The organism is Lysinibacillus sp. NPDC093216 (genome assembly GCF_050280325.1).
Taxonomy (GTDB): domain Bacteria; phylum Bacillota; class Bacilli; order Bacillales_A; family Planococcaceae; genus Lysinibacillus.
Map to the genome: position 1 here is coordinate 172374 of NZ_JBNNVB010000004.1, position 23143 is coordinate 195516.

The window sequence follows — 23143 nt, forward strand, 5'->3', positions numbered from 1 at the left end:
ATTAATTAAAGAACAATATATCATCTCGATAGTTTTGTTTTAAATCGCTTTCTAAATAATTCAAGAAACGTTCTAACACTACGGATGCTTGTGCTCGCGTTAATGGCTGATCTGGATTAAATCGACCTGTTGTAGGGTCACCAGTCATTAAGCCTAACTCATTCGCAATGTATATTCCGTCTTTTGAATAGTTTGGAATTTGCGCATCATCCTTAAACTTTGTCACATAGCCTGGATCTGGCGCCTTATTTTCTAGCCCTAATGCACGTACAAAAATCGTAGCGGCTTGAGCTCGAGTAATTTGATTATCAGGTTTGAAGTACTCTGGCGTTACACCTTTAATAATTCCTTTTTTATACGCAGACTCAATATAGGCATAATCTTTCACCGTACGTTTAACATCTTTAAAAACACTAGTAGCTGATGTCGATTTTTTCGTTTTCGGTTCTTCCATAACACGTAAGTCAACTGCCTTACCAATCGCCGTTGTAAAGTCAATACGCTTCATCGGGGTATTTGGTGAGAAGAAGTTACTCGCATCAGAATAAATACCTAAAGAGTATAATTTTTCAATAGCTCCTTTTGCATAATGATTTGATAAATCACGGAACTTAGGAATGATTAAACGTTCAATTGTCGGCATATATTCTTTATCTAAATCAAGAGTACCTTTTTGCCCAGAGGATAAATCATACGTATATTCTGAAATAACATCTTTTTCACTTACTACCGCATATCCACCATCAAAGCTCCCTAAACTTCCTAGGTTTTCTTCATAGTTTAGTACACGTGATTTGCTTGTCGATAAGCGATTTTTCACATGGCTAGTCTTACCGTCGCTATATTTATAAACAGCTTCTGTAATTTGTGTTTCTGTTGCTCCCCAGAAGTTTTCATAGCCAGCATGACGACTATCAGTATCAATCGTTACTGTATTTTGGACTGCATTTTTTCCAGTCCCTGTTTGATAGGCATATGTTTTTCTTGAAATCACATTACCTGAGTAATAATCAGAGGCTGCACGATTGTCCGTTACAGTTCCTTGTGAAAATTGGTAATCTACCAATGTATATGTTATTTTCCCAACAACAATTTTCTCAGTATACTTTTTCACTACACCATTCGATGTTTTTTGACCAATCGTAGCATAATCTACAACATCAGATTCGTAGGTCATATTTCGTGTTAATGTAGCACCATTACTTGCTGTTAGCTTTAGATTATATGTTTCGGTTAACTTTCCTTTAGATTCTTTTTGTGTAATTTTAATGTCTTTACTAGTACCTTTAAATATAATAGGTGTTCCTGTAATGAAAACAGCTTCCTCATATGTATATTCATTTTTTACAGCACCTGTTGTTTCTAATGAAACAGCTAATGCATTTTCTGGGATAGTAACTCCAATAACAAATACAGCAAGAACCACTAACATTATTTTAGATAAATGTTTTCGCATTCTTTTTTTGTCCCTCACTTTCATTCCATACATATCCGCATCTGGAGCTGCTGTCAATAATTTTCTTCAACTTTACAAAATAATCAGGTGAATTGATTAACCATTATTATCTGCTTTTATCAACACACCTGAAAAATTCAAGGATCAATTATACCTCGGCATAATTCGGTGACATCCGCCGGAGGCTTTAGGCCAACACGATATTGGTCACTCAGTCGTTGCCGAAAGACGTGCGTCTATTTCAGCAGATGTTTGGACACCGCTGAAAAGTGACGTAAAACCGCATTCATCTCACCATCTATAGAGGTGTGAACTTCCGTAGCGCTGAAAGAAGTTAACATCTGCTCGTCTTCTACGCAGGGCGACAAAGTTTCCCACCACAAGCGAATATATTTGTCGTAAAAATACTCGCAGAAGACTCACAGACTTCTAAATTGATTAATCAACTAATATTAAATGAGCTTTGACAAAACGATCTGATAATACTACTAAACGATCAGAAGGTTTTAAATCAGATGCTTGAATAACTTTACCAGCTTTAATAATTGTAGCTTGATCAATATTCATATCAATCATTTCACCAGCTTCATACCAGCGACCATTTTGCCATTGACTAACGCTCTTCACATTAATTACAGCTGGGTATTTCGATTTAACTGACTGTAGTTTACCAGTTAACATTAATGGTGCAACAGGCTTCGCTTTATTTAGAATATGAAGGGCTTGTACATGACCATCCTTCACATAGAAGTATCCATATTCTCCTTCATATAGATGAAGCTCAATATCAGGAATAACACTATAAATTTTGTTACCATCATCTACTATAGCCTTTGTTGAATTACTAACAGATAGTACAGTACGCTCTGTTTTCTTGAAGACATTTGACTCGATCTTCATCGCATCATCAATTTCGATTAAATAGCCATCTGCTTGTGATAAACGTCCATAATATAACTCATGACCTGATAAGTTTGGTGACATAAAGCTATCACTTGTTACTTCCACAACTTGGGCATAATGATCACGTGCAGCACCGTCCGAAATAACAAAAGCTGTACCATAAGCTAATAAGCCAGTAGGTTCAATTAAACGACCATTTCTAATTAAAATCGTTCCATCGTGGAAGTATAATGTACCGGCAGATTTAAGTTTTAATAATTGATATTTAGTATCTACAGAAAGCATTGGCTCATAGTAAGTTCGCTCATTGTTTTTCAATACAACAATCTTTTCAATCACTTCTTTGCCAAATTGTTTAACTGTTGCATAATATGCTTGACTGCCAATGTAATTTTTCAACTGACCTTTATCAATTTTTGTATTTCCAACATATATCGGAACCTTCGATGAAAAATTCATCGTTGATAAAGCTGTTGTTGTGTCAGAGCCAAATTGCCAATTTATAAAAGCATGTTGGTTTTTGACAGTTAATTTATTTGTATTGGCATTAACTGTCTGTATCTCACCTTTATACAGGTTTTCAACTAATGTACCCGTCTCACTAATGTCTATTTTTGTGACAATGGATGTGTTTCGATTTTTAAGGCTAAGCTTCACACGATCCCCCACATATAAAGCGCTAATATCGACAGCTGAGGAGTTTTTTTGATATTCTGTATCTTTATTTATATAGTAAGTTGTTTCCTCCCCAATATCTGGCTTCAGCATAATGAATAGTCCATTTGGATCAATACTTGTCACTACTCCAGCAAGTATTTTTGTATTTTGCGCAACTGTTGGAGATTCTGTTTCATTTGTAGAATTAGAAGTACCTCGCAGCTCAACAACACTGCGAAGGGAAATTTCCGCTTCTACTTTCATTCCCATCTTAAAGCCTTCGATTGTTGTCACTGTATTATTAATATATAGGCGGGCACTATCATTGATATTGTATGTAGCTTGATGACCGCTTTCATTTTGCAAAGTAATTTTACTAAGCTTTTTTTCTATTACTCCGTTAGAATTTGCATATTCTGAAAATGTTACATCAACAAAGGTCCCAGTCACCATTTGGGCAGCATGAGCTGTTTTATTTGATGAAAATCCGAGAACCGCTAGTAACACAATCATTAGTATGTATGGAATCTTCTTCAACAAATCCCGCCTCCTAAAAAATTGTTATTATAAATAGTATATCGTACTATTGGTAGTTTTTCCTATTCAAAAAGTTACATTTTAGTGCTTTTACTTACTTTTTAAATCTACCATTAGACACAAAGATAGAGGTAGCTTCCATTTTCAAGCTACCTTTGCTTCATCATACTTGAACGTCAATTGTATGTCCGGCTGTCGGATGTGGAGCATCTAACATTTCAACTAATTGTTCTGTATTTTGCTGTTGCATCTCCATTGCCTGCTTCGTTACAGCTAGAGATACATTTTGCATTAAAGTTGCTTGATTCATTGCCATTGATAAAGCTGCGATATCCATTTAGTCCACCTCCTATTTAATTTATCGGTCAGTTGTCCCATTCATCAAGCGATTCCCCAAATTTTTAATAAAAAAACATCTACTGTCCTAAATAATAGACTCAATAGATGTTTTTTTATTACATTTTATTTTCGATTGTACGCCAAGCTTCTTCAAAGCCAATTCCTTTTTCTGAAGAAAAGACAATAAGGGGATCATTTTTTTCCATGTCTAGCGTTTCTTTCACGATTTTTTTATGCTTATCCCATTTACCTTTTGGAATTTTATCTGCTTTTGTTGCAATAACAATACAAGGAATATTGTAATGCTTTAAAAAATCATACATCATGCGATCATCAGCTGTAGGGGGATGACGTAAGTCAACAATTTGTACGACTGCCTTTAATTCATTGCGCCCTGTGATGTAACGCTCAATCATTTTTCCCCATGATTCACGCTCAGTTTTTGAAACCTTTGCATAACCATAGCCCGGAACATCTACAAAAAATAATTGTTCTTCAATTTTGTAAAAATTAAGCGTTTGTGTTTTTCCGGGCTTTGAAGAAATACGTGCTAAAGCCTTACGACCGATCATTCGATTAATAAATGAGGATTTCCCCACATTTGAACGACCGGCTAGTGCAAATTCTGGCAGTCCATCTTCTGGATATTGGTCTGGTCTTACAGCACTTATGACCATTTCTACGTTATGGACTTTCATTTTCTTAAAAACCTCCGTCCAGTGCATGGGCTAATACTTCATCAGCCGATGACACTAGTTTAAATGTTAGTTGTTCGCGTACACTTTCAGGAATATCCTCAAGATCTCGCTCATTATCTTTCGGACAAATAATTGTCGTTAAGCCCGCTCGATGCGCACTGAGTGTTTTTTCCTTTAAGCCACCAATTGGCAGTACACGTCCACGTAATGTAATTTCACCTGTCATGCCGACTTCACGGCGTATTGGACGATGTAAAATTGCGGAAACAATTGCGGTTGCCATAGTAATACCTGCGGAAGGTCCATCTTTCGGAACAGCTCCTTCAGGAACATGAATATGAATATCATGTGTTTCAAAATATTCTGCATCCACTTTTAGATCTCCCATTTTTGTACGGACATACGATAAAGCTGTTTGAGCAGATTCCTTCATGACATCGCCAAGCTTACCAGTTAACTGCAATTTTCCTTTACCAGGTGTTAATGATACCTCAATTTGTAATGTATCACCACCTACAGTTGTATAAGCAAGCCCAGTAGCTACACCGATTTGATTTTCCTCTTCTGCTTGTCCATATCGGAAACGATGTTTACCGAGTAATTCCTCTAACGTTTTCGAGTTCACTGTTACTCGTTTTTTCTCACCAGAAACGATGATCTTAGCGATTTTACGACATAGGGTTGCGATTTGACGCTCTAGTCCGCGAACACCTGCTTCACGAGTATAATAACGGATAATATCAACTACGGCTTCGTCTTTAATAATAACTTGTGTTTTTTTCAAGCCATGCTCTTTTAACTGTTTCGGTATTAAGTGATTTTTCGTAATTTGCTCTTTTTCAATTTCTGTATAACCAGCAATTGAGATTACTTCCATACGATCTAGTAACGGCCCAGGAATTGTACTTAAATCATTCGCAGTTGCTATAAATAATACATTTGATAAATCATAAGGTTCTTCGATGTAATGATCACTAAATGTATTATTTTGAGCCGGATCTAAAACTTCAAGCATTGCTGCTGCAGGATCTCCCCTAAAGTCATTAGACATTTTATCAATTTCATCTAGAAGGAACACAGGATTAATTGTTCCTGCCTTTTTCATCCCTTGGATAATACGACCTGGCATTGCCCCAACATACGTACGACGATGACCACGAATTTCCGATTCGTCTCGTACCCCACCTAATGAAATTCGGATAAATTTGCGATCCAAGCTTTCTGCAACAGATCGAGCTAATGATGTTTTACCTACACCTGGAGGGCCAGCTAAACATAATATTGGTCCACGTAACGATTTTTTCAACTGACGTACAGCTAAATATTCTAATATACGTTCTTTTACTTTTTCTAAACCGTCATGGTCACGATTTAAAATGTCCTCTGCATGTTCGATATTCATGCGATCTTCAGTCGAATTTGTCCATGGTAATGAAACAATCCAATCAATATAGTTTCGGATGACGCCACTCTCTGCACTAGCTGCTGGTAGCTTCTCATAGCGATCCAACTCTTTAAGCACTACTTCTTTCGTTGATTCAGGCATCCCTGTTTCGTCGATACGTTTACGTAATTCAGCTACTTCACCAGTTTTTCCTTCACGATCTCCTAGCTCTGTTTGAATAGCTTTCATTTGTTCACGTAAATAATACTCCTTTTGCGTACGCTCCATGGATTGCTTAACTTTTGTATTAATTTTCTTTTCAAGATCAAGTACTTCTTGCTCGTCATGTAAACGAATAATTAAATGATCTAATCGCTTCTTTACATTGAGCATCTCTAATACTTCTTGTTTATCTGCAATCTTAAATGGTAAATGCGATGCAATGATGTCTGCTAAACGACCTGGCTCTTCAATGTCTGCCACAGTACTGATGGTTTCAGATGTAATTTTATTGGAGCCTTTCGCGTATCTTTCGAAATACGTTAACAACGTACGCATTAAAGCCTGTGTTTCAACATCCTTACCGATTGTTTCCTCCTTAACATCGATGTCAACAATCGTATATTTTTCTAGCGCCCGATAGTTAGACCATGTTGCACGCGCTACACCTTCCACTAAAATACGCAGTGTTCCATTTGGTAATTTTAACATCTGTTTGACATATGCCATCGTACCAACTGTATATAAATCTTGCTCATCAGGCTGTTCATCATGCACTTCTTTTTGTGTTACCAATAATATCAATTGGTCCTCTAGCATCGCTTGTTCTAGCGCCGCTACAGAACGATTTCTACCCACATCAATATGTAACACCATCGACGGGTATACTAAAAGTCCACGTAAAGGCAATAATGGTACACTTGTTGTTTTTTGTATTGTCACCATGCGGGTATTCACCTCCGTCAAAATTTTCTTATTCACTCCCACGCTACTAGTATGTGTCTAAAAAGCTGATTCACACTAGTTAATCAATTGAGCCAAAAATTTCATCTAATTACAGTTGGCTTTATGTATGAATGAATAAAAAGCTGACTGTCGATATGTGCGAATATTGCACAATCGAAGTCAGCTAAATTACTCTTTATCTCATAACAATAGACATTAGTATCTGTTCGTTATGCTGAAGTTTTTGTGTCGCTACCTTCATCGAGTTCAGTGCCATCTTCAAGAAGCAATTTCGGTTTTTCTTTATCCGTAATTGTTTTTGCCGTAATGATACATTTTTTCACGTCTTCGCGTGAAGGTAGTTCGTACATTACATCAAGCATTGTTGACTCAATAATTGAACGAAGACCACGTGCACCCGTTTTCCGTTCTATTGCTTCTTTTGCAATTTCAGAAAGAGCACCTTCATCAAACTCAAGCTCAACACCATCTAGTTCAAGCATTTTTTGATATTGCTTAGCTAGTGCATTTTTAGGCTCCGTTAAAATTTGTACAAGCGCAGCCTCGTTTAATTGTTCTAGACTTGCAAGTACTGGTAATCGACCGATGAATTCTGGAATTAGACCAAATTTTAATAAATCCTCTGGAATCAACTTTGCCATAATTGAGCCTTCATCCATATCAATTTTGTTTGGATCTGAACCGAAGCCAATTACTTTTTCACCTTGACGACGTTTAATAATGGATTCTATTCCATCAAATGCTCCACCCACAATAAATAAGATGTTTGTAGTATCGATTTGTAAAAACTCTTGGTGTGGATGCTTACGACCACCTTGTGGTGGGACACTTGCAACTGTACCTTCTAAAATTTTTAGAAGGGCTTGTTGTACACCTTCACCAGAAACATCACGTGTAATGGATGGATTTTCGGATTTACGTGCAACTTTATCGATTTCATCAATATAGATGATTCCTTTTTCAGCACGTTCGATATCGTAATCTGCGGATTGAATTAATTTTAATAAAATATTTTCAACGTCCTCACCAACATAGCCAGCTTCTGTTAGAGAAGTAGCATCTGCAATAGCAAAAGGAACGTTTAATATACGTGCCAATGTTTGGGCCAATAAAGTTTTACCGCTACCAGTTGGGCCGATTAACACAATGTTCGATTTCGCTAATTCTACATCATCAATCTTACTATTTGTATTAATGCGCTTGTAGTGATTGTAAACCGCAACTGCTAAAGCTTTTTTAGCACGATCTTGTCCTATTACATACTCATCTAAAATCGTTAAGATTTCTTTCGGTTTTGGAATATCTTGGAATTCAATTTCTTCTTCAACACCCAGTTCCTCTACAACGATTTCTGAACAAAGTTCGATACATTCATCACAAATATAAACACCAGGACCTGCAACTAGTTTACGTACTTGTTCTTGTGGCTTTCCACAGAATGAGCATTTTAAATTGCCTTTTTCATCATTAAATTTGAACAATATGTTTCACCCCTATTCAAGCAACAATCTTACAAGATTATTGAATCTTTATCAAATAAATTGTCTGCATCTATTTACACCACGGCGTTTATGTTTCAAGATTTTAAAAAGATTTCGACATTCATTGCACGAAAAACATTAACATTTATCGCCAATAATGCCCATTCATTAACTTGATGAATTCCAGCTCATCACCATAGCGTGTGGTTGATTTCCGTCCGGCTGGGCGCTTTGTAGCTGACGCTTTGCTTTCGCTACAGAAAACATTTGCCGCTGTCGCTTCGCTTTCGCACAGAGCAAAGCTTTCTGGGGGCGTCCAGCCTCCACTCCAATCAACTTATATAAATGAAGTGGCATACGTTTTAACAAATCTCATCCACAACTTTTGGTGATGAACTTGAATTCCGCTAATTATACCGTTGAATTCCATGTGTTGTTACTGACTGATTCTTCAGAAACCTCTAGCGACGAAAGACCTTTCTTTTCGTCAAGATTTCTGACACTAGACTGATATTTGGCTTGTGACCCTCACTATATACCGGTAATACAAGTTAAAAATACTCAAATGAGTAACTTACATTTCTATTAATTATGCCTCGGCATAATTGCTGCTGTCGCTTTGCTTTCGCGCAGAAAACATTTGTAGCTGTCGCTACAGAAAATAATGGCTGAAAGAAGTTAAAATCTATTACATTCGCCAGAGGCTTAACTTCATTCAGAAGAGGATGTATTTCGTTATTCCTCATTCGGAAGGATTGAGACATCAATATGATCTCAACTGAATAAAGTCAAATTTTAGCATCGTGTGAAAAGTCAAACAATACTATGTATTAGGTAAGGCCTTTTGCCTATCCCCTTTTCAAAAAAGTATTTCCTTTTGGAGGATGCTTTTTGCGGTGAAAATAGTCGTAATATTAATAATATAATTAATTGAACTAATTCTAAAGGGGAATCTAGCTAAACCTAAATAAAAAATATGTGATAAAACAAGGCACGGTTTAATGCCGTACCTTGTTTTCATTTTTCTATCCAGTTACAAAAAATCCTATTCAGTAATTTTAGCGTTTTCTACTAAAAATTCAACTGTTTTTTGAATTTTAATGTCGTTTTCAAGAACTGCTGTGCCACCTAAAGCTCCAGTAATTTGCTCTTTAGTCATGTTAAATTGAGCAGCCATTTTTTCTAATTCAGCTGCGATATCAGCTTCAGTTGCTTCAATTTTTTCAGCTTCAGCAATTGCTTCAAGTGTTAAAGATACACGTACGCGGCTTTGTGCTTCTTCTTTCATTTGTCCACGTAAATCTTCTTCTGATTGACCTGAGAATTGATAGTAAAGGTCTAAGTTCATACCTTGCGTTTGTAAACGTTGACCAAATTCTTGTAACATACGATCAGTTTCAGAGTTAATCATACCAGCAGGTACTTCAAATTCTGCACTCTCAGCAGCTTTTTCTACTAATTCATCACGAAGTGCTGCATCTGATTCTGCTTGTTTTTGTTCAGCAGTTTGCTCTTTGATTTTAGCACGTAAAGCTTCAACACCCTCAACTTCTGGGTCTAATTCTTTAGCGAATTCGTCGTTTAATTCTGGAAGAACTTTTGTTTTAACTTCTTTTACAGTTACTTTGAAAGTAGCTTCTTTACCAGCTAATTCAGCTGCATGGTATTCTTCTGGGAAAGTAACAACTACGTCTTTAGATTCACCATTTTTAATACCTACAAGTTGCTCTTCAAAGCCTGGGATGAATGAGCCTGAACCGATTTCTAGTGGGTAGTCTTCACCTTTACCACCTTCAAATGCTTCTTCACCTACGAAACCTTCAAAGTCGATAGTAGCTGTATCGCCTTCTACGATAGCTTCGTCTTCTTTAATTTCAAGCTCTGCTTTACGAGCTAATTGGTCTTGAATTTGTGTTTCTACTTCTTCATCAGTAACTTCTACTGGAAGTTTCGTAACTTCTAAACCTTTGTACTCACCAAGTTTTGGCTCTGGTTTCACTGTTACTTGAGCAGTAAATGTGAAATCTTTACCATGTGTGAAGTTTTCTGTACCAGAAATTTCTGGGTAATCAACTGGCATAATACCAGCTTCATCGATCGCTTTCGAATAAGATTCAGGAACGATGATTTCTAATGCATCTTGGTATAAAGATTCGATACCAAAGCGTTGTTCAAACATATTACGAGGCATTTTTCCTTTACGGAAACCTGGTACGTTAATTTGTTTTACAACTTTTTTGAACGCTTGGTCCATTGCTGCGTCTACTTCTGCAGCAGGTACTTCGATTGTAAGAGTACCGATATTACCTTCTTGTTTTTCCCATTTTGCTGACATGTATAAATACCTCCAAATAAATAATCAAGTTTATTGTTAGACAATTCATTCGTAACTACGATTTTGACAACCATTTTAGTATAACATAGATGCGTATAGTTTCAACTTATTTCATACTTCATGTAGTTCCGTTAACTTTTCTAACATTTGTAAAAAGTCAATGATTTCATAGTCCATTTCCTGTACTTTTCCGAGCATAGATTGTACAAAGTCTATATAACTATAAGCAATATCATCGGCTTCATACGGGTGCCATTCAAACGGATACGTCACAATGGCATGCTTCGCCATTAAATATTGTACCATTTCTAACGTCGATGGGTCTTGCTCTAATTTATTTTCGATTATATTTTTTACTTCCCTATACTGAGGCAACTGATTTGGTAAGACTAAATTGTTAGGGTTAATAATCTTTGTTCCATTAAATTTTGAAACAGTAATGTCTATTGACACTTCTTGTTCCACTAAAAGGATTAATGCTAAGCTCTGAACAAATGGATGGATTGTTGGACATTCAATAATAGCTTTCAATGCTGTCTTTAATTGTCGTACATTCGTATCCATTAAGCGATGCAGCCGAATTGATTGTTCGTTCGGCGTTAATGCACTAAATTTCGAAAGTTCATATTCTTGCTCTTCTAACAATCGTTTAGCATCCTCTTTTTTTTGAAGATTCTTAGCAACTTCTTGATTCAAGCTTCTTAAGCGTTCAAATTTCTCAAGCTGATCTTCTGGAAGTACGTTTTCTTCAATTAATGTCGTAATTAACGACTCTACTTGATGGTATTCCTTTAACTGCATACATACTGTAACATACAGTTCCATTACTTCTACATACAATGTCGTCCCCATAGCAAATAATTGCTCACAAACATTTTTAACTTTATCGTATTCTTTTAATTCATATAAAGCATACGCGTAGGTACTTAATGCAATTTCGTCTCCAGCTTCATATGAAAATGCTTTTTCAAAGCTTGCCACAGCCTCTTCATATTGATAATTTTCCGCATACATATGTCCTTCACGTATTAATGTCTGAACAGCACCAGGAAAAACAACAATATTGTCATGTTTGATAACATGCCGTTTTCGCTTTGTCATTTTTCTCACCTCTTTAGCTCTATTTTACTCATTAGTTAGTTCTTATTGAATGACCATCATAACATGGAGTTGATTTCCGTATTCGCTGAACGCTTTACCAGTAAGCTACTTTTATTTGGTCACGAAGGTTTATCCATATCTAGGACGCCCACCTTCACTCCAATCAATCTCATTAGTTGATCTACGTTTTAATAAATGTCACTTTCAACTCTTTAGGTAAATGACAACACTTATATACCAATAAATCAATCCACTGCTTATTTGCAACAAAAATCTTCACTTATGCATTTCATATTTTGTAATAAATTGTATTATAATTAATACTATATTTTATTTATTGTTATTACAGGCATCCTACTTTGTAATTTAAAGTTCTTCACAAGGAGTGGAATACATGCAATTAATAGATACAGTTAGTGAATTTGGTAGTAGCATCTCTCCTATGTATGAGGCACTATCAATTAAAGTTGTTTCGTTATCTACAGCGGACGGTCCCCATCTGAAGGATTATCCGATTGAATTTGAAATACTCACAAGAACTAAGATTGATGTATACACACAAGAAGCGATTACACATATTATAGGTATCCAAGGTCACATCCCTGGCTCCATTTCACTTGGACACCCACATGAGTCACTTTATATTATTCCCCAAAATGTACACATTGAATGCAACTATAAACTTCTAAGTATCGACAAAAAAGATATGCAACGAATCTTACTGCACTCTCAACCGAATCTTCATTATAGTGAATGGCTAATTGATGCCATTAAAAATGCAAATATTCTCGTAGAATTAAAAACTAATCAAAACACCTTTACTGAATGGCCGCTCGGTATAAAATCGGCCGTTATATCATAACTGGGATGAGACATACTTTAATAGGTATGTCTTTTATTATTGGAAACTATCGCGGCAATGCAAGATGTCCTTAAAAAACATGACTCTTCTGCAAAGCAAGGGGGGTGATTTTCGTTCCGACTGAGCGCTTTCCTGGGGGGCGTCCGTTGAGCCGCTTGGGGCAACAGATGTTTTTTTGCGCGAAAGCGTAGTGCTAACGTAGCGGCAGCAGCAGGATGTTGGTCACGAAGGCGTTATCACAAGACGTGATGGTTTTAGCCTTCGTTCCTCTATTGCTGATCCCAAGGAGTCGCTCAGTCTCCACTCCAATCAACCAATTCACATAGCAAATACCTTCTGGCATGTCACTCTAATTAATAGTAAAAAAAGATATTAAACAAGAGTGGGAGGCTACAGCAACAATTACGCCAAGGCGAAAAACGCTCTTTAATAAATCTTTCCCTTTTTGTTGCTTGTCTATCATAACAACTTTCTCTTGATTCTGGAATTCCCATTGTGAATATACTCCTAGACAACTTCACAAATCAACAAATTTATCGTTGAAACGCTATAATAAAAATGCATAGCTCTAAAAGCATTTTTACTATATCTGCGCATTGTTATATAAGTAACTACAAAGACTAGTGATTATAAAGGAATACATTTAACAAAATGCTCTTATAGAGAATTAACTTAACTTCGGGGGAATTACATATGGATATCAAAAATACGTTACAATCATTTTCCACTATGACACACTCAGCACAACAAGAATTTATGTTGCAGAAAGGTGACTGGTTGTTACAAGAAATGTTAACGCACATTGGTTCACCAGATGCAGAATTACGAGACAAATTAATATATCGTACTTTTATTGAAATACTTAGCGATAATTTACTGAGCACCGAACAGTTACAATATTTATTTGATACTGTTATAGGCGACGATTTTTTATATTTAAAGTTAGGCGAAGAATTGACAGATAGTGTTTTTACACGTTCGTTTTCTGCTTTAATTGCAGCAAGTATTCTTGCAAAAGATGCTGAACAACTGGTTTTAAATGATGATCGTCTACAAATTTTCTTTCAAAAGATTGGCCGCTATTTATTATTGGAAAAAGATACACGAGGTCATGTTCATGATAAAGGCTGGGCGCATAGCATTGCACATGGCGCAGATTTAGCAGCAATGACGATTAAACACCCTAAATTCGATTTACAGCATGCGCCTTTCATCTTGCATGCATTGAAACTTGTTACATGGAAAGATACTGTCTTTGTCAACGATGAGGAAGAACGCTTAATTAATATAATTGAAGCGTTACTAGCTCGTAACTATTCCGAGGAAGCTTTAATAGAATTTGTCGAACAGGTATTTGATAAATTTGAAATGCATTTAGTGACGCAGGGCTATAACGAAGCCTTTTTTAGCGGACGTACATGCACATTAAATTTAATGAAAACATTGTACTTCGCCTTAAAGATGAATAACCTAGCCCCAAAACTTCAAAATACTATCTATGGACAAGTAGCAAAATGGCTAAAGCTTGGAGCTTAAAATTTATCTTCATTCACCTCGGCGTAATTGTGCTGAATAAAGATAAATCACTTTCTTTCTACTTAGAACATTTATTTTCGTCTTCATAACCAAAAATAGCAAACCAAGGATATCCTTAGTTTGCTATTTTTACTTTTTGGATAAAACATTCAAAATACACTATATGGAAGTCTATAATTATATTAACATAATTAATATTATACCCCTTTCCATTCATCCCTTACATTTAAAGTTTATCCTGATATATCCATAATCCCTCTTTTCATGTACTCATCTTTTTAAAAAACGCAACAAAAAAGCATTCAAAACCTTAACGTAACGGCGACTTTATTACAAAATGAAGTCTAAAATGTGAACTGATATTTTCACAAAAAAAACTATTTACATGGTTAAACACTAGAAACTCAGTGTTTTCAACGTTTCAACAGTGTTTATTTAATTAAATGCAAAAATACTAATATTGAAATAACGATTTTTGTTCAAAAAATGTTCATATTCATCCCCAGTTTACTATTAAAAATATAAAAAAATAATTTTTTTCTTTAAAACAGGGCGTATAATCCTATATGCAAACAATGACATTTGTGTCGATCGATTATGACACATTGTTTAAAAATCGATTACACAGATTAATAACTTTGCGAACGCTTGCACTAGACCAGTCAAATACTAGATTCAATGTTTCATAATGAACCATGTCATTGTAAGTATTTCTGATAATTTGATTGGTACAACAATTAAAAGAGGTGACCGTATTACCCACTATTTATAATTTCGAATCTATATAAAACAAATGAAATTTATGAATAGCCGTTTTATAGAAAGGAGTCAAACATGAAGAAAAAGTTAAGTTTAATGTTAATTGCATTTGGTGCGCTTGCAGTTCTTTCTGGCTGTGAACCCCTTACAATCTTTGATCCAAAAGGGCCGAATGCCAAAACATTATCAGACACAATTATTTTATCCATTATTACAATGGCCTTTATATTACTAGTCGTGTACGTGCTTTTAGCATTTATGTTAACAAAATACCGTGCTTCAAAAACACCTGCCGATTATGAGCCTCCTCACGAAGAGGGTAGTCATCTACTTGAAATTACATGGACAGTTATCCCTATTATCATAGTGGCATTCTTAGCAATTGTTACTGTAAGAACAACAAGTACAGTAGAGGCAACACCAGAAGGTTATGACAATAAAGAGCCACTTGTTATTTACGCATCATCTTCTAACTGGAAATGGCATTTTAGCTATCCAGAGCAAGGTATTGAAACTGTAAACTATGTAAATATTCCAACTGACCGTCCAATTGAGTTCAAACTTTACTCATTCGGACCAATCACAAGTTTCTGGATTCCGCAATTAGCTGGTCAAAAATATGCGATGAGTGACATGTTAACAACTATTCACCTTGCCGCAGATGAGGTTGGTTCATTCATGGGCCGTAACTCTAACTTTAGCGGTCGCGGATTTGCTGAAATGGAATTTGAAGCGCAATCTATGACACAAGAAGACTTCGACAAATGGGCTTCTGATGTAAAAGCAAACGAAAAACCATTAACAAAAGAAAAATTTGATGAACTATTAAAAGCAGAACACGTTGGTCGTTCAAGCTATTCATCTACACACTTAGAATTTAGTCCAGCTCCAATGGAACACAGTGAACACATGAAAATGGGAGACATGGATCATAGTGATATGGACCATGGGGATCATTCTGATTCACAAGAAAATTCTGAAGCAACACATTCACATTAATTTTTAAACCCGAAAGGAGCGCATCCAATGAGTATGGAAGAAGTATTCCATCCTATGCAAGAACCGATGATTTTAGCGGCAGCTATTAGTATCGTAGTTGGAGCAGTGGTAATTGTAGCAGGCCTTACGTATTTCAAAAAATGGGGCTATTTCTACAAAAACTGGCTATCAACTGTTGACCATAAAAAAATCGGTATTATGTATATCGCTACAGCACTTTTGATGCTATTCCGCGGCGGTATCGATGCATTGTTAATGCGTGCACAAACGGCAGTTCCTGATAACGGACTTCTTGATGCACAACACTATAATGAGATTTTCACAACACACGGTTTATTAATGATTTTATTCATGGCTATGCCATTCGTAATTGGTTTAATGAACATTGTTATCCCACTGCAAATTGGTGCACGTGACGTTGCCTTCCCACGTCTAAATGCAGTCAGCTTCTGGTTATTTGCAGCTGGTTGTGGTTTATTAAACCTATCATTTATCATCGGTGGTTCACCTGATGCTGGTTGGACAGCTTACTTCCCACTATCTGGGACAGAATTTAGTCCAACTGTTGGGAACAACTACTATTCTTTAGCTTTACAATTATCAGGGATTGGTACGTTAATGACTGGTGTTAACTTCATCGCAACAATCATTAAAATGCGTGCACCTGGTATGACATTAATGAAAATGCCAATGTTCACTTGGTCAATTTTAATTACAAACGTTATTATCGTATTTGCATTCCCAGTGTTAACTGTAGCACTTGCATTAATGATGTTAGACCGTCAATTCGGTACACAATTCTTTGCAATGCAAAATGGCGGTATGGATATGCTTTGGGCCAACCTATTCTGGGTTTGGGGACATCCTGAGGTTTATATCGTTATCCTACCTGCTTTCGGTATTTTCTCTGAAATCATTGCGACATTTGCACGTAAAAACTTATACGGCTATAAATCAATGGTTATGAGTATGGTCGTTATTTCGTTACTATCATTCTTAGTATGGGCCCACCACTTCTATACAATGGGTCACGGTGTAATGGTAAACAGCGTATTCTCTATTACAACAATGGCAATCGCTGTTCCGACAGGGGTTAAAATATTTAACTGGTTGCTCACAATGAGACACGGTAAAATTCAATTTACAACTCCTATGCTTTATGCTCTTGGCTTTATTCCTATCTTCACAATTGGTGGGGTTACAGGGGTAATGCTTGCAATGGCAAGTGCTGACTATCAATATCATAATACGATGTTCTTAGTTGCCCACTTCCACTATGTATTAATTCCAGGTACAGTATTTGGTGTACTTGCAGGTTACCACTACTGGTGGCCAAAAATGTTCGGTTTCCGTTTAAATGAAAAACTAGGTAAAACTGCTTTCTGGTTTATCGCAATTTGCTTTAACGTAACATTCTTCCCTCTATTCATTTTAGGTTTAGATGGTTACGCTCGTCGTATGTACACTTACTCTGAGTCTACTGGCTACGGTCCATTGAACATGCTATCGTTCATCGGTGGTCTTGGTCTTGCTGTCGGCTTTGCGTTAATCGTATATAACATTTATTACAGCTGGAAACATATGCCTCGTAATGAAAAAGCAGATGTTTGGGATGGCCGTACATTAGAATGGGCTACTCATTCTCCAGTACCAGAATATAACTTTGCAGTAGTTCCAACTGTTACACGTTTAGATGAATTCTGGTTCGCGAAAAAAGAAGGTCGCGATATTACAGCAGGTAAAATTGAAAAAATTCACATGCCTAACAACACTGGCACACCATTCTGGATGAGTGGATTCTTCTTCCTTGCAGCATTCTTCGCTGTATTTAATCTATGGATTCCAGCCATCATTAGTATGATTGGTGTATTCGGCTTTATGATTCACCGTTCATTTGAAAAAGATCATGGTCGATACATTTCAGTTGAAGAAGTTATGGCAACTGAGAAAAGCTTGAGAGGTGATAAATAATATGAAAATCGATTCTTCACTTCCATTAGAATATAGTACAGAAGAAAATCGCCTGAAAATTTTCGGTTTCTGGATTTTCCTTGGCGCCGAAATCGTATTATTCGCCACACTATTTACAGTGTATTTCACACTTCAAACACGTACTGGTAGTGGCCCAAATGGCGCTGAGATTTTCGAATTAACACCAGTATTATGGGAAACATTCTTATTATTAACAAGTAGTTTCACAATTGGTCTTGGTGTTCATGCAATGCGTATTGGCAATAAAAAAGCGATGATGGCATTTTTCATCATCACACTTCTATTAGGTCTTGGCTTCTTAGGCATTGAGATTGATGAATTTATCACATATGTTGATGAAGGTGCAACAATTACAACAAGTGCATTCTTATCGGCATTAATGACTTTACTTGGTACGCACGGTGCCCACGTAACATTCGGTTTCTTCTGGGGCGTTGCAATTTTAATCCAAGTAGCTAGCCGTGGTTTAAACCCACAAACGGCTAACAAAGCGTTTATCTTCTCACTGTACTGGCACTTCCTAGACGTTGTTTGGATTTTCATCTTCAGCTTCGTCTACTTGAAAGGACTGATTAGCTGATGAAGGAATTATTCCCAAAACAACATGTGATGGGCTTCGGCTTCTCACTATTACTAACAGTTGTAGCTTTATCTGTCGTAAAATTTGATATGTCATTTAACATGGCATTTGGTGTTTTACTAGTGACTGCTCTTGCACAAGCAACTGTACAATTAGTATTATTCATGCACATCGGTGAATCTGAAGATAAGAAAACGTTATATACAACGATTTTATATTCAGTATTCGTAGGTGTTGTTACAATCCTAGGTACATTATTCGCAATGATCTGGGGCTATAATTGATAAACAGAGCCGAGAAAATGATTTCATTTTCTCGGCTTTTTCTTTTTGTAAATATATTTATTTCAATATCGAAAGTAGACTCCACTCGAAATAGAAATCGTACAACACTCCCCCTACTCTTCTTATGTACAAACATAGCAATAACTGATCTTTTTAAAATTTATATAGACAATCAACAGAACGCTTTTCAGGCCTCCTATAAATAGCTACTAACTGTAATACCCCCAAGCTACAATGCAAATTCATTAGAATACGCTACAAAAAAATAATCTCCTAGTGATAGTCCTTGTCTTAACACCATTGGCTCATTACCAAAACTTATGGATGACATTTGTTAATGCCATTTATCTTCATTCAGTAGAAGAATCCTACCTCTGAAGGTGGGGAGACGAATGCGGATGTGGTTCCTTTTCAGTGGGTGTCCAAACACCTACTGAAAAAGAGGAACTCAGTCTAAGAACGCCACGTCCTGTGGCAATTTATCTGTGCGAAAGCGAAGCGACATCTACAAATGTTTTATGTAGCGAAAGCAAAGCGACAGCTACAATTACGCCAAGTCAAAATTGATATTAGTTGATTGGAGTGGAGACTGGGCGACTCCTTGGGGATTAGCGATAGAAGAACGAAGGCTAAGAGCATCACGTCCTGTGATAACGCCTTCGTGACCAACATCCTGTTGGCCCGAGACCCCTGCAGTGAAGCGAAGCGGCTCATCAGACGCCCCCAGGAAGCTCTGTGCGAAAGCGGAGCGGCAGCAACAACAAAGCCCCCAGTCGGAATGGAAATCAACCACACGTTATGGTGATGAGCCACACCATTGCGATATTTTACAATAACTAACAACAGATTTATTGATCATCGATTAATATTCATGAACCAATCTTCTTGCGACTTATCATGAGCAGGAAGGCTTATAAACAAATGTACCGGTTAGGCATTTACTATTATTTTATTTTTGAAATGGTACTGTTTTTTAAATAATGAAACTTTTACTATTGTAGTAATGTATACTAATAGTTGATGTTTTTACCAAGAATAGGAGATGAAAGTAATGAACAAATTTTTTAAAGTTTTAAGTGTTGGAGCACTAGCACTGACACTAGCAGCTTGTAACAGTAGCGCTACCCCAACGAAAGACACAACTAATAAAAGTAAACTCACTTTAGAGCAAGTGTATGAAAAAGCAGTAGAGCGCCAAGCTGACATTAAAAGCTCGAGTGCAAAAATGGAGATGACTCAAGAATCCAAAGTTGGATCAGGTGAACAATCTATGGAGTTTACCATCGATTCAAAAATGGATATGGATGTAGTTATCGATCCAATTGCTATGCACTTATCAGGTTCAATGACAATGCCAGATATGGCTGATGAAGGCCAAGAAAATATGGAAATGCCAATTGATATGTACATGAAGAAAGACCAAGGCTTTTTCATGAAGAATGAAGATACAAATTCTTGGTACAAATTGCCGGATGAGCAATTTGATTCAATGATGGAACAAACTGCATCATCTGCGGATGCTAAGGCACAATTAGAACAGCTTAAAAACTTTATCAAAGATTTCAAATTCGAACAAACAGATGATGCATATGTCTTAACTTTAGACGCTAAGGGCGATAAATTTAAAGAACTTATCGATTCTGAAATTAACAAATCAATGAAAGATATGGGTCTTGAAGAAAATCCACTTGATAAATTAACAATCGATAAAATACACTACATTCTACAAATCGATAAAAAGACTTTCGATACAACTAAATTGGATATGAATTTCGATTTAAAAATGAAAGTTGAAGATCAAGAACTATCAATGAAAACTAAATCAGTTGTGACGTACACTGATTTCAATCACTTAAAAACAATCGACATCCCACAAGAAATTATCGATAAGGCACAAACTATTGCACAATAATCAATATAAAAAGGGATCTGCATACTTTAATGTACGCAGATTCCTTTTACTTTTAGTACCACCTCAAGCGGACTTTTATAGTATATCAATTATGCCTCGGCATAATTGCATCCAGAATCGGCTTTGTACTTAGGCCTGCAGATGTTTTTTGCGCGTCAGCGGCCCCGACGCAGGTCAGTTAGCCTTTATCGCATGGATGCGATAGGCTAACATCCTTTAAGAACCCCTCCCCGATTCCGTGACATCCGCTAGAGGCTTTAGGCAAACTCGATGTTGGTCACTCAGGCGTTTTAACAGGATGTGAAGTACTTATCCTGATTTCCTCTCCTCTATTTCAGCGGATGTTTGGACACCCATTGAAAAGTGTTTGAAACCTCATTCATCTCCCCCCTATAGAGGTGGGAGAATTCAGCTGAAAGAAGTTAAAATTAAAAAGATTGCCCAGTCTTTCATGTACATATACTAGTCCCAATAATTTTTCATTAAATCATTTGCCCACCGTGGCTGTTTTATTTCACCTTTTGGTAAAAATTCTTTCATTACAGGTTTTATATCAATGATTGGTGTTCCATCAATAGCATCTAAGCCTTTAACGATTAATGATCTATCCTTTAATTCTAGTAATTCTACAACCGTTACACCTAGTTTATTAGGTCTATTTTTACCTCTCTGAGCAAAAATACCGACTTCCGGATAGTCCTTATTATTTCTTGGGTGTCTCGCTTCATATTGGATCTTTTCATCTGCAACTTTGTCAAAATAAAAAATTATTTCTAAATGGGAAAAATCATCAATCCCCTTTAAAGACGATTCATGCATATCTTTCGTTAACTCAATAATAGAAATGACGTCACCCCAATTGTCATCTTCAATCATTTTTCGACTATTGCTCACTACAGCTATAGGTTTAATGTTATAGAGCATATCAAGACCTCTTCTCTTCGTTGATTTCTTCATGGTATTTCCGTTTAACTCCAATATACTTCAGCTACTACCGATGTCAATTTAAGGTAATGAATTTACAATTTCACAGGAGTTTCACCATTAATAGAGAACCGATAGTCTCTCTTATAGCAAATGTGGCAATAAATCTCTTTAATGCATGTATTCACTGTTCTTTTTTATTTTATTATTCGTAAAAATAAAATACATGAAAATGTAGCGAGGGTTATGATATGGTATATTATCTACAATGAAATTTTAGAAGGTGGAAAACATGCTTGAAGTAAGTGAAAGTAAGTTATCACAATATATATTACATTTTATTGATGATACACTCGTGTTAGGTGAGGAATCATTATCACAACCAGAGGTCATGCTAGAGGCAGCTTTTACACAGCTAGCTTTTAGCAAAATCGATTTAGAGCAACAATTCGAATTTTTTCATGAAACAGACATTGCGTTAAACGAGGTTTACACATATGTGAGGGCTATATTTGATCAGGAGACTAGTTTCTTAGAACAATCAATCAACATTGCTAAACACTTACATAGTGTATCTCAACATCCTAACATTAAAAGTGGCGAATTGTTTATTGGATTATTTGACAATTGTTTTCTAGCTACAGAAGCTAAAAAAATAATCGCCATCGTTAAAATTGATGAAAAGGAAATGTTTTTAGATGTAAAAAACGACCACAACAAAATGGTCGTCAATGGCATTGATGGAATTAATGTAAAGAAAATTAATAACATGGCCATTATCGTAGATATGGGAACAGATGAGACACCTGCTGTCTTTATGAAAACGAAAAGGAAAGAAGATATTGTCTACTGGCAAGAACGATTTTTAAAGATAAAAGCAGCTGATGAACATTATTACAAAACGAATTTAGCGTTAACAGAATGCAAAAAATATATTTTAAAAGAAGAGAGCTTTACAAATACTGAGAAACTGGGGCTTTTAAATAAAACACTTGATTACTTTAGAAATGAAGATGAATTTCAAGTAAATAATTATATTGAAAGAGTGTTTGATAATGCTGAACCAACACAGAAAGATATTATTATTAATTCAGTAAAACCATATGAAACCGTAATTTCTGAGAGTGCGCTTGAAAAGGCTGAAAAAAAATATAAACGTAAAATTAAACTCGATTCCAATATTGAAATCCAGGTGAATGTACAGGATATCGAGCAAGTGGATGAACTAATTGAAGTGGGCTACGATGAATCTACAAATCGAAAATTCTATAAGATTTATTTCCAGGAAGAACTATAATTAAATTTTAAGAGACTTTCCAAGTTTACCAGGGAAGTCTCTTTTTTTGCTCCTCACCCTAGCGTATGGTTGATTTTCGTACAGAAAACATCCGCTTCGCTGCAGGGTCTCGGGCCAACAGGATGTTGGTCACGAAGGCGT

The 23143-nt window shown here is 36.2% G+C and carries 17 protein-coding genes; 8 read left to right on the forward strand and 9 right to left on the reverse strand.

What is annotated here, in order from left to right:
- Window position 1 precedes the first annotated feature (1 nt).
- The 8 genes from ACQKOG_RS06990 to ACQKOG_RS07025 form a co-directional block, all read right to left on the reverse strand.
- Complete coding sequence (locus ACQKOG_RS06990) at window positions 2-1456, reverse strand: S-layer homology domain-containing protein (protein ID WP_370075449.1); 1455 nt, start codon at window positions 1454-1456, stop codon at window positions 2-4.
- A gap of 438 nt (window positions 1457-1894) precedes the next feature.
- Complete coding sequence (locus tag ACQKOG_RS06995) at window positions 1895-3553, reverse strand: hypothetical protein (protein WP_402873957.1); 1659 nt, start codon at window positions 3551-3553, stop codon at window positions 1895-1897.
- Between the two features lie 163 nt (window positions 3554-3716).
- Window positions 3717-3890 carry a YjfB family protein gene (locus ACQKOG_RS07000; RefSeq protein ID WP_012295488.1) on the reverse strand — a complete coding sequence of 58 codons (174 nt, stop codon included), beginning with the start codon at window positions 3888-3890 and terminating at the stop codon, window positions 3717-3719.
- 118 nt (window positions 3891-4008) lie between these two features.
- Complete coding sequence (yihA, locus tag ACQKOG_RS07005; protein WP_427445756.1) at window positions 4009-4590, reverse strand: ribosome biogenesis GTP-binding protein YihA/YsxC; 582 nt, start codon at window positions 4588-4590, stop codon at window positions 4009-4011.
- Window positions 4591-4594: 4 nt separating this feature from the next.
- Window positions 4595-6919: an endopeptidase La gene (gene lon, locus ACQKOG_RS07010; protein WP_402873960.1), complete on the reverse strand. Its 2325-nt coding sequence runs from the start codon at window positions 6917-6919 to the stop codon at window positions 4595-4597.
- A gap of 230 nt (window positions 6920-7149) precedes the next feature.
- Window positions 7150-8421, reverse strand: coding sequence for an ATP-dependent protease ATP-binding subunit ClpX (gene clpX / locus ACQKOG_RS07015; protein WP_323647644.1), 1272 nt, complete (start codon window positions 8419-8421; stop codon window positions 7150-7152).
- A gap of 1045 nt (window positions 8422-9466) precedes the next feature.
- Complete coding sequence (gene tig, locus ACQKOG_RS07020) at window positions 9467-10756, reverse strand: trigger factor (protein ID WP_370075452.1); 1290 nt, start codon at window positions 10754-10756, stop codon at window positions 9467-9469.
- Window positions 10757-10867: 111 nt separating this feature from the next.
- Window positions 10868-11857: a CDC27 family protein gene (locus tag ACQKOG_RS07025; protein ID WP_415731118.1), complete on the reverse strand. Its 990-nt coding sequence runs from the start codon at window positions 11855-11857 to the stop codon at window positions 10868-10870.
- 394 nt (window positions 11858-12251) lie between these two features.
- Between ACQKOG_RS07025 and ACQKOG_RS07030 the strand changes: the two genes are divergently transcribed.
- The 7 genes from ACQKOG_RS07030 (at window position 12252) to ACQKOG_RS07060 (ending at window position 20781) form a co-directional block, all read left to right on the forward strand.
- Entirely contained in the window at window positions 12252-12719 is a 468-nt protein-coding gene (locus tag ACQKOG_RS07030) for a hypothetical protein (RefSeq protein WP_370075454.1), read from the forward strand.
- A 693-nt stretch (window positions 12720-13412) separates the two neighbouring features.
- On the forward strand, window positions 13413-14255 hold the full coding sequence (locus ACQKOG_RS07035) for a DUF2785 domain-containing protein (protein ID WP_427445759.1): 843 nt from the start codon (window positions 13413-13415) through the stop codon (window positions 14253-14255).
- Between the two features lie 834 nt (window positions 14256-15089).
- Entirely contained in the window at window positions 15090-16013 is a 924-nt protein-coding gene (gene qoxA / locus ACQKOG_RS07040) for a cytochrome aa3 quinol oxidase subunit II (protein WP_415731116.1), read from the forward strand.
- Between the two features lie 27 nt (window positions 16014-16040).
- On the forward strand, window positions 16041-17984 hold the full coding sequence (qoxB, locus tag ACQKOG_RS07045) for a cytochrome aa3 quinol oxidase subunit I (protein ID WP_370075460.1): 1944 nt from the start codon (window positions 16041-16043) through the stop codon (window positions 17982-17984).
- 1 nt (window position 17985) lies between these two features.
- Window positions 17986-18585, forward strand: coding sequence for a cytochrome aa3 quinol oxidase subunit III (gene qoxC / locus ACQKOG_RS07050; protein ID WP_370075462.1), 600 nt, complete (start codon window positions 17986-17988; stop codon window positions 18583-18585).
- Window positions 18585-18869, forward strand: a complete 285-nt coding sequence (gene qoxD / locus ACQKOG_RS07055; protein WP_370041694.1) for a cytochrome aa3 quinol oxidase subunit IV — start codon at window positions 18585-18587, stop codon at window positions 18867-18869. Before qoxC ends, qoxD begins: the two co-directional genes overlap by 1 nt.
- A gap of 1051 nt (window positions 18870-19920) precedes the next feature.
- Window positions 19921-20781: a DUF6612 family protein gene (locus ACQKOG_RS07060; protein WP_427445763.1), complete on the forward strand. Its 861-nt coding sequence runs from the start codon at window positions 19921-19923 to the stop codon at window positions 20779-20781.
- Between the two features lie 462 nt (window positions 20782-21243).
- Here the strand turns inward: ACQKOG_RS07060 and tsaA are convergent, their stop codons facing one another.
- Window positions 21244-21705, reverse strand: coding sequence for a tRNA (N6-threonylcarbamoyladenosine(37)-N6)-methyltransferase TrmO (gene tsaA / locus ACQKOG_RS07065; RefSeq protein ID WP_427445846.1), 462 nt, complete (start codon window positions 21703-21705; stop codon window positions 21244-21246).
- A 292-nt stretch (window positions 21706-21997) separates the two neighbouring features.
- Between tsaA and ACQKOG_RS07070 the strand changes: the two genes are divergently transcribed.
- Complete coding sequence (locus ACQKOG_RS07070; protein ID WP_370075466.1) at window positions 21998-23002, forward strand: hypothetical protein; 1005 nt, start codon at window positions 21998-22000, stop codon at window positions 23000-23002.
- Window positions 23003-23143: the final 141 nt, after the last annotated feature.

What these genes read in the sequence shown, in the direction of transcription:
- ACQKOG_RS06990 (WP_370075449.1), bottom strand. Translation starts at nt 1,456, where the DNA reads ATGCGAAAACATTTATCTAAAATAATGTTAGTGGTTCTTGCTGTATTT.
- ACQKOG_RS07000 (WP_012295488.1), bottom strand. Translation starts at nt 3,890, where the DNA reads ATGGATATCGCAGCTTTATCAATGGCAATGAATCAAGCAACTTTAATG.
- yihA (WP_427445756.1), bottom strand. Translation starts at nt 4,590, where the DNA reads ATGAAAGTCCATAACGTAGAAATGGTCATAAGTGCTGTAAGACCAGAC.
- lon (WP_402873960.1), bottom strand. Translation starts at nt 6,919, where the DNA reads ATGGTGACAATACAAAAAACAACAAGTGTACCATTATTGCCTTTACGT.
- tig (WP_370075452.1), bottom strand. Translation starts at nt 10,756, where the DNA reads ATGTCAGCAAAATGGGAAAAACAAGAAGGTAATATCGGTACTCTTACA.
- ACQKOG_RS07025 (WP_415731118.1), bottom strand. Translation starts at nt 11,857, where the DNA reads ATGACAAAGCGAAAACGGCATGTTATCAAACATGACAATATTGTTGTT.
- ACQKOG_RS07030 (WP_370075454.1), top strand. Translation starts at nt 12,252, where the DNA reads ATGCAATTAATAGATACAGTTAGTGAATTTGGTAGTAGCATCTCTCCT.
- ACQKOG_RS07035 (WP_427445759.1), top strand. Translation starts at nt 13,413, where the DNA reads ATGGATATCAAAAATACGTTACAATCATTTTCCACTATGACACACTCA.
- qoxA (WP_415731116.1), top strand. Translation starts at nt 15,090, where the DNA reads ATGAAGAAAAAGTTAAGTTTAATGTTAATTGCATTTGGTGCGCTTGCA.
- qoxB (WP_370075460.1), top strand. Translation starts at nt 16,041, where the DNA reads ATGAGTATGGAAGAAGTATTCCATCCTATGCAAGAACCGATGATTTTA.
- qoxC (WP_370075462.1), top strand. Translation starts at nt 17,986, where the DNA reads ATGAAAATCGATTCTTCACTTCCATTAGAATATAGTACAGAAGAAAAT.
- qoxD (WP_370041694.1), top strand. Translation starts at nt 18,585, where the DNA reads ATGAAGGAATTATTCCCAAAACAACATGTGATGGGCTTCGGCTTCTCA.
- ACQKOG_RS07060 (WP_427445763.1), top strand. Translation starts at nt 19,921, where the DNA reads ATGAACAAATTTTTTAAAGTTTTAAGTGTTGGAGCACTAGCACTGACA.
- tsaA (WP_427445846.1), bottom strand. Translation starts at nt 21,705, where the DNA reads ATGCTCTATAACATTAAACCTATAGCTGTAGTGAGCAATAGTCGAAAA.
- ACQKOG_RS07070 (WP_370075466.1), top strand. Translation starts at nt 21,998, where the DNA reads ATGCTTGAAGTAAGTGAAAGTAAGTTATCACAATATATATTACATTTT.